This is a genomic window from Streptomyces sp. NPDC002776, from assembly GCF_053592195.1.
The window spans coordinates 193830-207287 of record NZ_JBSFVG010000009.1; the positions used below are offsets into that span (position 1 = coordinate 193830).

The window sequence follows — 13458 nt, forward strand, 5'->3', positions numbered from 1 at the left end:
TCCCGAGGAGAGACCCTAGGCGCCGAGGCATCGCCCGAACAACCCCTCCCCGCACACTGCCGGGACTCTTCTCAGGTCACGGCGGTCGTCGACGTCTCCCGCAGGGGTGGCCGGGCCGTCGCCGCCCGCTCCCGGGTGAGGGCGCCGGTCATCCGGCGCGCCGTCAGCGGGTCGGCGGGCAGGACGTGGGAGGCGAACCAGCGGGCCGCGGCGGGGTCCGGGGGGGCGACGAACTCCGCGCCCGCGTAGTCGTCGAGCGGTGGGTCGTAGACGTAGCCGCAGACCATGCCGTGGTCCACCAGGCGCTCCAGGAGGGCGTCGCGGTCGTGGACCAGGAGCGGGACGCGGAACAGCGGGAGGGGCCCGTCGGGGACCGCCCGTTCGCGCAAGGCGGGCGAGGCCCAGGTGGTGCCCGCCAGCAGGGCGACTCCGGCCCGGCGGCGGGTGAGGTCGTCGTCGAGGCGGGACACGCGCAGGGTGAGCTGCCCGCGTACCAGGGTGCCGTGGCGGACCCGGAAGCCGTGCAGATCGACGCGGACCCAGGGCTCGTAGGCGGTCAGGCTCGGTGCCGAGAGGGCCGAGAGGGCCGAGGCGGTCAGGCGCGGGGCGTGCAGGGCCATCCGGAACGCGTCGCGCTCCAGCAGTCCGAGCCGCTGCATCGTGCGCCACACCGGGCGCACCAAGTGCAGGGTGCGGACGGACGAGCGGGCCAGCGGGCGCAGGGTCACGGTGAGGTCGTCGCGCAACTGGCGCGGGGTGAGCAGGTCGTCGCGGAGCAGTTCCAGCTCGCGCCGGGTGCGGGCGTCCTGGACGGCGAGGAACCCTCCGGCCGTCGCGGCCACGTGCTTGGAGAGGCTGAACGCGGCGGCCGTGCCGAAGGTGCCGACCGGCCGGCCGTTCACATGGGTGCCGATGGCGTGGGCCGCGTCCTCGATCAGCGGGATGCCCAACTGCTCGCAGCGGCGGCGCAGTTGGGGAAGGCGGTCGGGGATGCCGTAGAGGTTGGTGGTCAGCACGGCGTCGATGCCGCGCCAGGTGGACTCCGGTACGGCGGCCGGGTCGATGTTGCCGTCCCACACGCAGACCGGTGCCTGCACCGGGCGGCAGCCCGCGGCGAGGACCACGAAGAGGATCACGTCGTCGTTCACCGGCGACATCAGCACCCGGGCACCGGGCCGGCACCAGCGCCGCAGCGCCAGGTAGAGGGCCAGCCGGGCCGAGGGGGTGTAGACGCATTCGCGTCCCAGCCGCCGCGTCATCGTCGCGGCGAGCCGCGTTCCGTACGGCATCGCCACTTCTTCCGTCGAGGGATGGACGGACGCGGCGCACCTCCGCATGCGCCGAGGGCTGCCGTGGGGCCGGCTCAGGGGGTTCGCGGGGCCGTCCGGCGGGAGGACCGCAGGGCGCCGACCGTCTTCAGCAGCCGGTCGGCGGGTTCCCGCAGACGGGGATGGGCGAGGACGGTGTTGCGCAGTCCGCGCACGGGCCTGCGGCACATCCGGTGCGCCGCCGCCACGGGGTGCGGCCGGGTCGCGAAGCCCTCGCCCACCCGCAGCTCGCGCGTCTTGAGCCAGTCCTTGTACTCCTTGTCGCCCCGCCCGAGGTCGATCAGCCGCACCCCGTGCCGGGCCGCCGCCTCCGCGGTGCGCAGATGCATCATCAGCCCCGGCGAGTAGGAGGGGAACTCGGGGTCGTAGGCGGTGAACCAGGCGGCGAGCACGGTCCGCGACCTCGGCCCGAAGTGCGCGGCCACGGGACGCTCACCGGCGTAGAGGACGGACAGCACGCCGGTGCAGTGCTCCTCGCGCAGCCGGAACAGATGGTCCACGAGACCGACGATCCAGGGCCGGGCGAACCGGTCCATGCGCCCGGTCCTGCGGTACTGGGCGGACTTCCACTCCATGAGCCGCCGCAGCACCTTCGGGTCCCGCTCGTCGAAGACGAACCGCACCTCACCGAGGTCGCGCCCCAGCCGGCGCTCCTTCTTCAGCGTCGTCTTGGCCTGGCCGGGGTAAGTGGCCCGCAGCCACCGCGCGTAGTCCCCGTCGCCCGGTTCCAGGTCGATCACCGGGGAGGCGAACGTGCCGGTCACGTACCGGCCGAACGGCTTCTGCTCCTCGACGAGATGGTCGAACTCGAAGCTGGCGAGCCCGCAGCCGCGCAGCAGTTCCTCGGTGTCCCAGACGATCCCGGGCCGGTGCACGAGCGCCTGGCGGTCGGAGAGGCCGAGCCCGATCGCCTTCCCCACGCCGAGGACGGTACGTTCGTACGGCAGGAAGCCGACAGGTTCGCCGTGTTCGTGCAGGACGCCGATCTCGACCCCGCGCCGGTGGGCGCCGACCCCCAGGGCGAACTCCGGGGACAGGAACGGGTTGGCGTACTCGGGTGACGCGTCCATCGCCCGGTGCCAGGCCGCGCGCAGCGGGTCACTCAGTTCGCCGGGTCTGTGGACGGTGATCCGCGTATCGGTGCTGCTCATGGATCGCATGGGCGACCGCTCCCCCCAGTTCCCCCCGGTGACGCGCGGTGCGCGTCACGCACCTCGGCCCAGGGATCAAACGTGGCGAAACCGCACCGAGACTGTCAAGGGTGGCGTTCGCAAAGGAACGGCATGTTTCGGATGGCCCGCGACCTCCTGTCCCCTGACTGGCCGAACGGCCCCCTTCTGCTCAACTCGCCTCTCCCGTACCGTCGTTGTCGCTTGTCGCGGCCATGACTACGAAGGGGTTCTCATGGGCAGAGGTCTGCTGTCGCTGATGCTGGCCGCGGTGACCGGGGCCGCCTTGCTCGGGGCACCCGCGTCCGCGGCGCCACCTCCGCCGCCGACCGATGTGTACCGGCCGGTCCGGGGTCCGGCGGCACCCGCGGAATACCGCTACCTGCAGAAGACCCTGCCCGGCCAGCCGATCCCCCGGCACGCCCATGACCGCGCCGCGGCCCAGGCCCGTGAACTGCCCGTCGTGGGCGGGCGCTGGAAGAGCGTCGGGCCGACCAACATCGGCGGGCGGATCGTCTCCCTCGCCCTGGACCCCCGGCGCGCCGACACCCTGTACGCGGCGGCCGCGAGCGGCGGCCTGTGGCGCAGCACCGACGCCGGGCAGACCTTCCACTCGGTGTGGCCGGACAGCTGGACCCAGGCCATGGGCGCGGTCACGACCGCCCCCGACGGCACCCTGTACGTGGGCACCGGCGAGCCCAACCCCGGTGGCGGCAGCATCACTTACGAGGGGACCGGGCTGTACCGCAGCAAGGACGGCGGCCGCAGCTGGCAGCCGCTCGGCCTGCGCGACTCCGGCGCGATCAGCGCCATCACGATCGACCCGGCCGACCCCCGCCGCATCTATGTCGCCGCGGCGGGCTCGCTCTACAACGGCGGCGGCGACCGGGGCGTCTACCGCACCGAGGACGGGGGCGCGACCTGGCAGCGGATCCTCGCGGGCACGAACGAGTTCACCGGCGCCACCGAGATCGTCAAGGACGGCGACCGCCTCTACGCCGTCCTGTGGGACCACCGCCGCCGTCCCGACCTGCGCACGTACGGCGGTGTCGGCTCGGGCGTCTTCCGCAGTGACGACGACGGCGCGACCTGGCGGCGGCTGGGCGGCGGACTGCCCGCCGCGGGACCGGACGTGGGGCGCATCGGCCTCGCCGTGGCCGGGGACCGCCTCTACGCGATCGTCAACAAGGCGAGCGGCCCCTTCGAGGGCTTCTACGCCTCCTCCGACGGCGGTGACACCTGGAACCGCACACCGGACAACGCCGATCTGGCCAACTCCCAGTCCAGCTTCGGCTGGTGGTTCGGCAAGGTGTGGATCGACCCCCGGGACACCGAGCACGTCCATGTGGCCGGGGTCGCCCTGCTCACCACGAAGGACGGCGGCGCCACCTGGACCGCGGACGACACCAGCATCCATGTCGACCACCACGCCATGGTGTGGGACCCGCGCCGGCCGGGCCGCGTCTACCTCGGCAACGACGGCGGCGTCTACCGCTCCGACTCCGACGGTGACGGCGGCTGGGTCAAGGCCCGGCACGAGCCGTACACCCAGCTCTACAGCGCCGCGATCAGCCCGCAGGACGTCACCCGGATCTCCGGCGGCTCCCAGGACAACGGCTCGCTGCGCTCCTGGGGCGGGGACGGCTTCAACGAGTACCTCGGCGGGGACGGCGAGGAGAACCTGATCGACCCGACCGACGTGAACACGGTGTACGCCTGCTACCAGTACGGCAATTGCTTCCGCTCCACCGACGGCGGGGACACCCTCACGTACTTCGCGAACAGCACGACGTTTCTGCGCCGCAACTGGTTCACCCCGGTCGTCTTCGACCCACGCGACCCGAAGATCCTCTACTACGGCGCCGAAGTGCTCAACCGCTCCACCGACGGCGGCGTGACCTGGCAGCCCATCAGCCCGGATCTGACCGGCGGACCGGGCGCGGACCCGATCTACACCAACTTCGGGACCATCACGTCGATCGCGCCCGCCTCCGACGGACGCACGGTGTACGTCGGCACGGACGACGGACGGGTCTGGGTCACCAAGGACCTCGGGGCGACCTGGACCAAGCTCGCGGAGGGGAGGCCCTGGGTGACCCGGGTGGTCGTCGACCCGAAGGACCCCGACCGGGTCTGGACGACCCACTCCGGCTACCGCTCCGGCTCACCGCTCCCCCATGTCCTCGGCAGCACCGACGGCGGCGCGACCTGGCGGAACCTGTCCGGCAACCTCCCCGCGGCCCCCGTCAACGACCTCGTCGTCGCCAAGGGGGGTGCCCTGTACATCGGCACGGACCAGGGCGTGTTCGCGAGCTTCCGGGGCGGCGGCAACTGGATGCGGCTGGGGCGCGGCATGCCCGCGGTGCCGGTGGACGACATCGAGTACGACCCGGGCCACCGACGGCTGGTGGCGGCTACCTTCGGGCGGGGGTTCTACGAGCTGAAGGTGCACTGAACCGGCATCAGCGCTCCACCAAGGCCAGCACCCGGGCGGGAGAGCCGGAGCCGGTGACGATCGGCAGCGGGCCGGCGATCACGACGCAGCCCGTCGCGGGCAGCAGGGCCAGATTCTGCAGCTGGGTCAGGCCGTACTTGTCGTTGCCCATGAGGTAGGAGTGGCAGGGGAAGGCCGGTTCGAAGGCGTGTCCGCGTCCGGCGTCCGTGCCGACCGTCTCCACGCCCAGTCCGATCACCGGCGATTCCTCGGCGACCCAGCGTGCGCACTCCGGCGACAGTCCCGGCGTGTGCGGGCCGTTGTCGTCGGCGTTCAGGAACTCCTCCTGCGACTGCGCGCGGGCGTCCCAGCCGGTGCGCAGCAGCAGCCAGCCGCCGTCGGGAAGGGGGCCGTGCTCCGCCTCCCACGCCTTCACATGGTCCACTTCCAGGAGGAAGTCCGGATCGCGTTCCGCCTCGGCGGTGCAGTCGAGCACCGCGGCCGGGGCGACCAGCCGGCCCGCCGGTACGGACGCCACGTCGGCGAGGTTCTTGCCCGTCACCCAGTGGTTGGGGGCGTCGAAGTGGGTGCCGGTGTGTTCGCCGGTGCGGAAGTTGTTCCAGTACCAGTCCGGTCCCCGGCCGTCGTACCGGCTGATCTCCTGCAGCTCGAAGGCCGCCGTCTGCCCGAACACGGACGGCAGTTGGATCAGCGGGGTCGCCGCCGACAGCGGCGCGGTGAGGTCGACGACGTCGATCGTGCCCTCCCGCAGGGCGGACACGAGCGAGGCGAGGACGGACGGTTCGGGCATGGGGGCCTCCGGACGGTCGCGGACCTCCCAGCATGGATCGTTCCCGGGGTATTCACCATGCGGCGTCCACGAGTCCGGCGATGTGCGCGGTGACCGTGTCCAGGACGCCGACCCAGGACTCCTCGTCGCCCAGCACCAGGTAGTTCAGGGTCAGTCCGTCCGTCATGGCGGCGAGATAGCGCGCCAGCACCGGTACGGGCACCCGCAGGCGCAGGTCCATGGTCCGGCTCAGCTGCTCGATGAGGTCGGCGTAGGTGTCGCGGTACAACTCGTGCTGGCGCCGGGCCAGATGCTCGAACCCCGGCTGGCGCAGGGCGTACTGGGTGAGTTCGTAGGTCAGCATGTGCTCGTCGGGGTGGGCGCGGACGTGGTCCCAGTACGCCTGGAGTGCGGCCCGGACGGTCTCCTGGAGGGTGGCCCTGGGGACCAGGGCCTGCTTCACCAGCGTCACGTAGTGGTCGGTGATGGTCGTGATGACGGACTCCACCAGGGCCTGCTTGGAGTCGAAGCAGTAGTGGAAGACGCTGAGGGACACGCCGGCCTCGGCGGCGATGGACCGGGTCGTCGTCCGTGCGACGCCGTCCCGGGCCATCGCCCTGATCGCCGCTTCCGTCAGCTGCAGGCGCCGTTCTGCCGACGGCATGCGTGCCATGTCCGTGTCCCTCGTGCTCGTACCGGCGCTCAGTCGCTGTGGACGCTCACCTCGCGCAGTGAGTACCCCCATTGCGTGCCGCGTTCCAGACCGAGGACGCGTACGTAGCGGGCGGGTGTGCCGGCGAACCGGGCGGTGTCCAGGCCGCCGTCACCGGCGGTGGTGGACCAGGCGGTCCGCCAGCTCTGCCCGTCGGTGGAGAGTTCGACGCGGTAGGACGTGCCGTAGGCGCGCTCCCAGTCGAGGGTGACCCGGCCGACGCGGTGGGTGGCACCCAGGTCGATCCGCAGCCACTGGTCGTCGCTCCAGTCGCTGGCCCAGCGGGTGCCCCGGTCACCGTCGGCGGCCCGGCCGGGCGCATAGCTGGTGAACGGGTGCCACTCCGCCGAACTGGCCGCCGCGGCAGCGCCGTCGGCGAGGTTCACGGCGGACCGGTGCCGCTCGGAGGCGCCCCAGGTGTCCAGGTAGGACTCGGCGCCCCGGAAGAGGTCGTCCACCACCTCCTGGCCGCCGACCTTGCGGATGTCCTCGATCCAGTCGGGGACGAGGCCGTAGTGGGCGGCGCCGTCGGTGTTCAGGTCCCAGGTGCGCTGTCCGGTGGTCTGCCGTTCGATCACGGAGCCGCCGTCGACGCTCTGGAAGGGGTACGTCACCTTGTTCGGGGCGTCCGCTCCGCGCGGTGCCGGCCAGCCGCCGACGCCGTTCATGTCGGTGCCGTAGGCGTAGCCCACGCCGTACTTGTCACGCAGGGCCTCGGTGCGCTCCGCCTCGGCGATGAAGCCTTCGGAGCCGTGCATGTACTGGCCGATGAAACCGCCGAGGCCGTAGACCCGCTCGGTCCAGTCCATGTCCATCCAGCTGTGCGAGGAGAGCACGCCGGGGTAGGACTCGGCCTCGAAGATGTCGAGCACCCGGCCGGTGGCCTTGACGCTCATGTGGTCGATCTCCAACATCATGCCGCGGTCCATCATGCCCCGGACGGCGTACTCACCGAGGTCGCTGAGCCCGCGCACATTGCACTGCGCGCCGCTCGCGTACGAGGGCACCTCGACGCCCGCCGGGAGCTTCGCCTCGGCCTCGGCGGCGGTGGCGTTGCCGATGGGGTTGTCGCGCTGGGGGCCGGTGCACTGCTCGGTCTTCCAGAAGGTGCCGGTCGACAGGAACTGGCCGACGTTGATGGCGGTGCCGAGGGTGCCGGAGTCGAAGCGGACGCCGCAGAGCGCGTTGTCGAACTTGTGGCACAGGAACATGCTGCGCACGCCCAGGTCGTACAGCTCGTCCAGGCCCTTGTCGATGTCCGCCCGGCTGCACTGCGGGATGTCCAGGATCTGCTTGCAGCCGAAGGGTTCGGAGGTCTCGACGCCGAGGACGACCGCCAGCTTGCCCTGCTCGATGACCTGGCGGGCCTGGGCGCTGTCGGTGACGATCCGGAACCAGCCCTTGCCCGTGCCGCCGTACATCTTGTCGATGTAGGCCTGGAGGTCGTAACTCAGCTTCGCCTGGAGGCGGATCGACGTCATCTCGTCGCAGGAGCGGTCCTTGAAGAAGTAGACCGAGCAGATCACGCCGTTGGTGACGAGGTCGTTGACGAGGACCCGCTGGCCGCCGCGCCAGGCACGCTCCACCCAGGCGTAGTAGTTCTGCTGGTGGGTGAGCGAATCATGGGCGGGCCAGTCCTTGAAGGTGGGCCAGCCGACCGGGTCGTGCCTGCCGTCGCCGCCGTTGGTGATGAAGTCGAAGATGGCGAGGGAGCCGTCCGGGTAGTGCTCGGGGCAGTCCTTGAGGGCGTCGGCGATCCCGGCCTCGGAGAAGGTCTTGCCGCAGATGAGCCGGCCGCCGAACGCCTCGTTGGAGAACAGGTGGTTGTGCACGTCGGCGAAGCCGCGCACCTCGCCCTGTGCGTTGGTGCCGGTGAACGGTTCGCCGGTGACGTTGATCTGCGAGTCCGGCGTGGGCCGGGCCGTCGGCTGCCACCAGTCGGTCCCGGCCGCCGAGCTCGGCGCGGGGCCGAGCAGCAGCGCCAGGACCAGCAGGAGCAGCGACGCGACCGTGACGTCCTTGCGTCGGCGGTACGGGAGTCGAGCCATGGACCCACCCTCCTGGAACGGCATGACGTCATTGTCATGGCCAGTCCAATACGTGGGTCGAGGATGACGACTGGGTCACTCCGAGTCAAGGGTCCGGGACAAGTGACCTGATGGCGGGTCACAGTGACCGGGTCCGACCCGTACGGCTCACCGCTGGTGCTGCGAGAGGCGGCGCGCCAGCAGGGGGATGATCACTGCCGCGGCCACCACATGGGACACGGCCAGGACGATCTGCGTCGAGGTGGCCGTGTGCGGGGCGACGACCGGGCCGACCAGCGACAGCGCGGTGAGCGCGACGGTGGTGACCGTGAAGACGCGGGCGGGCCGCCGGGCCCAGCGGGCGAGCGCGACGGCGAGGACGATGCCGGCGACCGACCAGAACAGCACGCCGCCCGCGAAGCCCCCCACCGGGATCTCCGCCGCCTCCACGGCCCCCGGACTGGCCGCCTCCATCGGGACCCCGGCCGCCCGCGCACCGAGCGCGAAGGCCTCGGTCACCACGGCGCCGGCGACCGTGGCGACAATGCCGACGAGCCATACGGGGCGCTGCGCGAGGGAGGAATCGAGGGTGCTCCGGGTCCGGATCTGGGTCGTGGTCACGCTCATGGCACGGTCTCCTGTTCAGCGGTGGGGCTCGGGCTGCCTTTCATGGGGTTAGACCGTGCGGAGCCCAGGAACTGAGCGGTCTGCGGCGGAAGTTCATGTCACGGGTCACCTTCGGGGCTCCCACCGCTGATGCCGACGGGCTAACCCGTACGGGCCGTCCCGGCCGCACGGAGGAGGCGGCGGAAGGTGGGGCACTCCAGATGGCTCGGTGCGGGGCAGGCCGCTGCGTGCCGGAGGGAGTCGCGCAGGACGGTGAGTTCCCGGATCCGCGCTTCCAGTTCGTCCGCCTTGGCCGCGAGCATCCGCCGGTCGATGTCCGGCGTCCCGTCGGGGGCGAACATCCGGGCGATCTCGTCGAGGGAGAACCCGGCGGTGCGGCCCAGCACGATCAGCGCCAGGCGTTCCAGCACGCCGGGGTCGTACTGCCGGCGCAGGCCGCGCCTGCCGGTGGAGGCGATCAGCCCCTTCTCCTCGTAGTACCGCAGGGTCGACGCGGGCAGTCCGGCGCGGCGTGCCACCTCGGCGATGTCCAGTTCCGTCATCCTCTTGACCTCAAGTCGGCTTGAAGTAGCAAGCTGTCATCTCCGCCCGGTGACGGCAAGCAGGGGAGACGATGATGAACGTGACACACAGCACCGATGACGATCAGGCGGCCCGCTGGAACCGAGCGGGTCATGTCTGGGTCCAGGAACAGGCGTTGCTGGACGAGATGCTCCGGCCGTTGGGGGAACTGCTCGTGGAGGCGGTGCCCGACGGGCACGGAGGGCGGGTCCTCGACGTCGGCTGCGGCACCGGCGGCACGACGGTGGCGGTGGCCAGGCGGCTCGGTCCGGAGGGTCGTTGCGTCGGCGTCGACATCTCCGAACCGATGGTCACCGCCGCACGGGAACGCGCCGCACGGGAAGGCGCCCCGGCGTCGTTCATCCTGGCCGACGCGGCGGAGTACGACTTCGTACCCGCGACCTTCGACACCGTCGTCTCGCGCTTCGGCGTGATGTTCTTCGACGACCCGGTGCGCGCGTTCACCAACCTTCGGCGCGCGGCCGAGGACGGTGCCGCACTGCGGTTCGTCGCCTGGCGCGGCCCCGAGGAGAACCCGTTCATGACGACGGCCGAACGCGCCGCGGCGCCCGTGCTCCCCGACCTCCCCGCCCGCCGCCCGGACGGGCCGGGGCAGTTCGCCTTCGCCGATCCGGACAAGGTCCGGCATCTGCTCACGGAAAGCGGATGGGCCGGGATCGACATCCGGCCGATCGACGTCACCTGCGCCCTGCCCACCGCGGATCTGGTCCGCTACTTCACCCGGCTCGGTCCGCTCGGCCAGATCCTGCCGGACGTGGACGAGCGGACCCGGGCCCGGCTCGTCGAGACGGTCCGCCCCGCCTTCGACGAGTACGTGCGGGGCGCGGAGGTCCGTTTCACCGCGGCCTGTTGGGCGGTCGGCGCCCGGGCATCATAGGCGCGGCCGTAACGGGCACCCTCAGCACCGGGCTCCCTCAGCGTCGGGCGAACTGCACCCGGGTCGGCTGTGCGACGTCCGGCCGGATCGCGATCCCCTGGACGGTGAGCCGCTCCCCGTGGATGTCGGTGACCCTGATCGCGCCGCCGCACCCGCCCCCGTCCTCGGCGAGGAAGTAGTTGTACTCGGCGCGCGGCAGCTGACGCCAGCCGGTGCCGGTGCCGACTTCCAGCCGTGCCACCGGATTGCGGTGGCCGATCACCTGGATGCCGCACCAGTGACGGCTGGACCCGGTCTTGTACCGGACCGACCCTCCGCTCCCTCGTCCGCGAGCCGCTGCCGGACCAGGTGCGCGGCTCGGGCGAGCGCGGGCTCGGTCGCCTTCCACAGGTCGGTGAAGTAGACGCGGCGGCACAGGGCGAGGAAGGCGAGGATGTCGCCGCGCAGCCGCTCCGGGTCGCGCAGCAGATCCTCGGCGAGGGCCGGGTGCGGTGCGGGCAGACCGGAGGCCGCCCGGCGCAGCACGCCCGCCTGGGCCGGGTCGTGCAGCAGCCGGGCGAAGTCGAAGCCCCGGTAGCCGCTGACGCAGGTCTGGGCGGTGAGTTCGGCGAACCGGTCCGTCGGCAGGGTCGCGAGCGGGGCATCCAGGCCCGGGTAGAACCCGCGCCAGCGCAGCGCCGTCCACAGCGGGGCGAACCGTCGCAGGCCGGCCCGGAAGGCGGGAGGCGCGGCGCGGGTGATCTCCTCGGCCCAGGAGGTGTGTTGGGCGTGGTGGGCATGCTCGGTCAGGACGTGCAGGCTGGCGGCGAGTTCCGCGCGCGGCGACACGGCGACGGTGAAGCGGCCGGGGCCGGCCCCTTCCAGGACGATCACGACCGGCATGGCGGGAAGTGTAGGCGGGGGGTTTCGCTCACGTCAGGGCCCCGGCGAACTCCGCTCCCGCTGCCGCCAACAGGGCGCCGTCCAGCAGGAGTTCCGTCACCAGGCGCGCGAGGCCTGTCGCCGCGAGCTCGGTGCGGTCGTGGGCGAACGGGCTGGCAGCTGCCTCCCGCATCGCCTCCGAGTGCGCGGGCGTGCCCGGTTCGGCGATCTGGATGTACGGGTGGATGACCGGCAGGAGGTGGGAGAGGTTGCCGATGTCGGAGGAGCCCGCCGGAGTGTCGGCCGCGCCGGGCGCGATGTCCAGGCCCAGTTCGCGCACCGCCCACCCGAACCGCTCGGCGAGCACCGCGCTGTCGCGGCGCTCCGCGTACAGCGGCCCGGTCTCGGACACCGCCCCGGCCGTCCCGGTGGCCAGCGCCGCGCCCTCGGCAGCGGCGCGGACCCGCTCGACCAGCGCTTCGGTGGCGGCGGTCGTACGGTCCCGTACGTACAACTCGACGGCCGCGTGGGCCGGTACGACGTTGGGGGCCTGACCGCCGTCCGTGACGACGCCGTGCAGCCGCGCGGTGGGCTCTACGAACTGCCGCAGGGAATCGACGGCGTTGAGGAAGAGCTGCGCGGCGGCCAGCGCGCTGCGCCCTTCCCAGGGCGACCTGGCGGCGTGGGCGCCGACTCCGGTGAAGTCGATCCGCAGATGGGCGGCGGCCAGCGCGTGCTGGGTCGTCACGGACCGGTCGGCCGGGTGGAACATCAGCGCCGCGTCCACGCCCTCGAACACCCCGGCCTCGGCGAGCCGTACCTTCCCGGCGCCGCCCATCTCCTCACCCGGGGTGCCGATGACGGCGACGGTGCCCGGGTGCGCGGGCAGGGCCCGTACGGCGGCCACAGCAGCGGCCGCGGCACCGGCCGCGATGAGGTTATGCCCGCAGCCGTGTCCGACACCGGGCAGGGCGTCGTACTCCGCGAGCACGGCGACGCGGGGCCCCGGCCGCCCGCCCTCGTGCACCGCGACGAACGCGGTGTCCAAGCCTCCCGCGCCGGACGTCACCGTGAACCCGGCTTCCGAGAGCCAGCGCGTCAGCACCTGGTGGGCGTGGAACTCGGTGAACTTCAGCTCGGGACGGGCGTGGATGGCGAGGCTCACGGCCTCCATCCGGGGCCGCAGGACGGCGAGTTCGGCGGCGAGAGCGGTCAGCGGGGGTGGCTGGGTGGCGGGCATGGTGGCCTCCGTCGTACGGGTGGCGGTCGATCCGCCGTGTCGTAGGCAGCGTGCGCCCACGTCCCCGTCAGCGGTCCGCGATTACCGCGGCTCAGGTAATCCGGGCCGGGCGGGCGCCGACTGAAGAGCTAGGCGAATGTCGATGCGGTCGGCGGTACGGGTGTCGGTGGACCAGACAACTCCTCGGCTGACACTCAAGGTTCGCGGGACCCACGCCAGACGCCGAATGCTGGTGGAACCAACACTGTCACGGTGGTTGGCATGGACGAGATCCCCGAGCGGCTGACGACGATGCCGAGCTGGCTCATCAGCCAACTCGCCCTGCACACACGTCGGTTGGTGTTCGACGGGGTCACCGCGGCGGGGGCGCGCGGGTACCACTACCGCATCCTGGCCGCCCTGCAGGAGTTCGGGGCGGCGAGCCAGGCCGAGCTCGGCCGACGGTGCCGTATGGACCGCAGCGATGTGGTGGCGGCCGTCAACGAACTGGTGGAGCAGGGCTACGTCGACAAGGCACCGTCCCCGGACCACGGGCGGCGCAACCAGGTGAGCCTCACCAGCGACGGCGCCCGGCAGCTGCGGCACCTGGACCGCGTACCGGACCGGGTGCAGGACGACCTGCTGCGCCCCCTGTCGCCCGCGGACCGGGAGACCCTGACCCACCTCTGGACCCGGGTACTCGCCCCGTACGAGGCGGAGTGATCCAGGGACGCGACCCGATCCCCCTCCTCCTGAAAGCCTTGCCCTCTCCCCGTCTCCTCCCTACCCTGACTTTGTGCCGCAAATAAACAAACCCTGTTCGCACAACGTC

12 protein-coding genes and 1 pseudogene are annotated in these 13458 nt (G+C 71.9%); 3 read left to right on the forward strand and 10 right to left on the reverse strand.

Features of this window, described 5'->3' with window-relative positions; genetic code table 11:
- Positions 1-71: 71 nt before the first annotated feature.
- Together ACWD11_RS20105 and ACWD11_RS20110 are read right to left on the reverse strand one after the other, a co-directional pair.
- Positions 72-1289 carry a DegT/DnrJ/EryC1/StrS family aminotransferase gene (locus tag ACWD11_RS20105; protein ID WP_451284481.1) on the reverse strand — a complete coding sequence of 406 codons (1218 nt, stop codon included), beginning with the start codon at positions 1287-1289 and terminating at the stop codon, positions 72-74.
- Between the two features lie 74 nt (positions 1290-1363).
- On the reverse strand, positions 1364-2488 hold the full coding sequence (locus ACWD11_RS20110) for a GNAT family N-acetyltransferase (protein ID WP_451284483.1): 1125 nt from the start codon (positions 2486-2488) through the stop codon (positions 1364-1366).
- 244 nt (positions 2489-2732) lie between these two features.
- Between ACWD11_RS20110 and ACWD11_RS20115 the strand changes: the two genes are divergently transcribed.
- On the forward strand, positions 2733-4952 hold the full coding sequence (locus ACWD11_RS20115; RefSeq protein WP_451284485.1) for a WD40/YVTN/BNR-like repeat-containing protein: 2220 nt from the start codon (positions 2733-2735) through the stop codon (positions 4950-4952).
- Positions 4953-4959: 7 nt separating this feature from the next.
- On the opposite strand, the gene ACWD11_RS20120 is transcribed toward ACWD11_RS20115, so the two are convergent.
- The 5 genes from ACWD11_RS20120 to ACWD11_RS20140 all read right to left on the reverse strand — a co-directional run bounded on the left by ACWD11_RS20120 (position 4960) and on the right by ACWD11_RS20140 (position 9629).
- The gene (locus ACWD11_RS20120) at positions 4960-5742 is read right to left on the reverse strand and encodes a cyclase family protein (protein WP_451284487.1); all 783 of its coding nucleotides are present in this window, start codon (positions 5740-5742) and stop codon (positions 4960-4962) included.
- Between the two features lie 52 nt (positions 5743-5794).
- The gene (locus ACWD11_RS20125; RefSeq protein ID WP_451284489.1) at positions 5795-6394 is read right to left on the reverse strand and encodes a TetR/AcrR family transcriptional regulator; all 600 of its coding nucleotides are present in this window, start codon (positions 6392-6394) and stop codon (positions 5795-5797) included.
- Positions 6395-6423: 29 nt separating this feature from the next.
- Complete coding sequence (locus ACWD11_RS20130) at positions 6424-8481, reverse strand: galactose-binding domain-containing protein (protein ID WP_451284491.1); 2058 nt, start codon at positions 8479-8481, stop codon at positions 6424-6426.
- A gap of 147 nt (positions 8482-8628) precedes the next feature.
- The gene (locus tag ACWD11_RS20135) at positions 8629-9087 is read right to left on the reverse strand and encodes a DUF6069 family protein (RefSeq protein ID WP_451284493.1); all 459 of its coding nucleotides are present in this window, start codon (positions 9085-9087) and stop codon (positions 8629-8631) included.
- Between the two features lie 140 nt (positions 9088-9227).
- Positions 9228-9629 carry a helix-turn-helix domain-containing protein gene (locus tag ACWD11_RS20140; RefSeq protein ID WP_389417794.1) on the reverse strand — a complete coding sequence of 134 codons (402 nt, stop codon included), beginning with the start codon at positions 9627-9629 and terminating at the stop codon, positions 9228-9230.
- Between the two features lie 74 nt (positions 9630-9703).
- On the opposite strand from ACWD11_RS20140, the gene ACWD11_RS20145 reads away from it, so the two are divergent.
- Positions 9704-10546 (forward strand): class I SAM-dependent methyltransferase, encoded by an 843-nt coding sequence (locus ACWD11_RS20145; RefSeq protein WP_451284628.1) that lies wholly within the window; start codon positions 9704-9706, stop codon positions 10544-10546.
- Between the two features lie 37 nt (positions 10547-10583).
- Here the strand turns inward: ACWD11_RS20145 and ACWD11_RS20150 are convergent.
- The 3 genes and pseudogenes from ACWD11_RS20150 to ACWD11_RS20160 all read right to left on the reverse strand — a co-directional run.
- A pseudogene (locus ACWD11_RS20150) lies at positions 10584-10856 on the reverse strand (expansin EXLX1 family cellulose-binding protein); the annotation flags it as partial.
- Positions 10805-11428 (reverse strand): DUF5937 family protein, encoded by a 624-nt coding sequence (locus tag ACWD11_RS20155; protein WP_451284495.1) that lies wholly within the window; start codon positions 11426-11428, stop codon positions 10805-10807. The gene ACWD11_RS20155 and the pseudogene ACWD11_RS20150, both read right to left, overlap by 52 nt.
- Positions 11429-11456: 28 nt before the next feature.
- A complete protein-coding gene (locus ACWD11_RS20160) occupies positions 11457-12647 on the reverse strand; it encodes a M20 family metallopeptidase (protein WP_451284497.1) in 1191 nt (396 codons plus the stop codon).
- Between the two features lie 261 nt (positions 12648-12908).
- Here ACWD11_RS20160 and ACWD11_RS20165 point away from each other — a divergent pair, with 261 nt between their 5' ends.
- A complete protein-coding gene (locus ACWD11_RS20165; RefSeq protein ID WP_451284499.1) occupies positions 12909-13349 on the forward strand; it encodes a MarR family winged helix-turn-helix transcriptional regulator in 441 nt (146 codons plus the stop codon).
- Positions 13350-13458 lie beyond the last annotated feature (109 nt).

Bases quoted from the DNA above. Each gene is read 5' to 3' on its own strand.
- ACWD11_RS20110 (WP_451284483.1), bottom strand. From the start codon at position 2,488: ATGCGATCCATGAGCAGCACCGATACGCGGATCACCGTCCACAGACCC.
- ACWD11_RS20165 (WP_451284499.1), top strand. From the start codon at position 12,909: ATGGACGAGATCCCCGAGCGGCTGACGACGATGCCGAGCTGGCTCATC.
- ACWD11_RS20140 (WP_389417794.1), bottom strand. From the start codon at position 9,629: ATGACGGAACTGGACATCGCCGAGGTGGCACGCCGCGCCGGACTGCCC.
- ACWD11_RS20105 (WP_451284481.1), bottom strand. From the start codon at position 1,289: ATGCCGTACGGAACGCGGCTCGCCGCGACGATGACGCGGCGGCTGGGA.
- ACWD11_RS20135 (WP_451284493.1), bottom strand. From the start codon at position 9,087: ATGAGCGTGACCACGACCCAGATCCGGACCCGGAGCACCCTCGATTCC.
- ACWD11_RS20155 (WP_451284495.1), bottom strand. From the start codon at position 11,428: ATGCCGGTCGTGATCGTCCTGGAAGGGGCCGGCCCCGGCCGCTTCACC.
- ACWD11_RS20120 (WP_451284487.1), bottom strand. From the start codon at position 5,742: ATGCCCGAACCGTCCGTCCTCGCCTCGCTCGTGTCCGCCCTGCGGGAG.
- ACWD11_RS20115 (WP_451284485.1), top strand. From the start codon at position 2,733: ATGGGCAGAGGTCTGCTGTCGCTGATGCTGGCCGCGGTGACCGGGGCC.
- ACWD11_RS20145 (WP_451284628.1), top strand. From the start codon at position 9,704: ATGAACGTGACACACAGCACCGATGACGATCAGGCGGCCCGCTGGAAC.
- ACWD11_RS20160 (WP_451284497.1), bottom strand. From the start codon at position 12,647: ATGCCCGCCACCCAGCCACCCCCGCTGACCGCTCTCGCCGCCGAACTC.
- ACWD11_RS20130 (WP_451284491.1), bottom strand. From the start codon at position 8,481: ATGGCTCGACTCCCGTACCGCCGACGCAAGGACGTCACGGTCGCGTCG.
- ACWD11_RS20125 (WP_451284489.1), bottom strand. From the start codon at position 6,394: ATGGCACGCATGCCGTCGGCAGAACGGCGCCTGCAGCTGACGGAAGCG.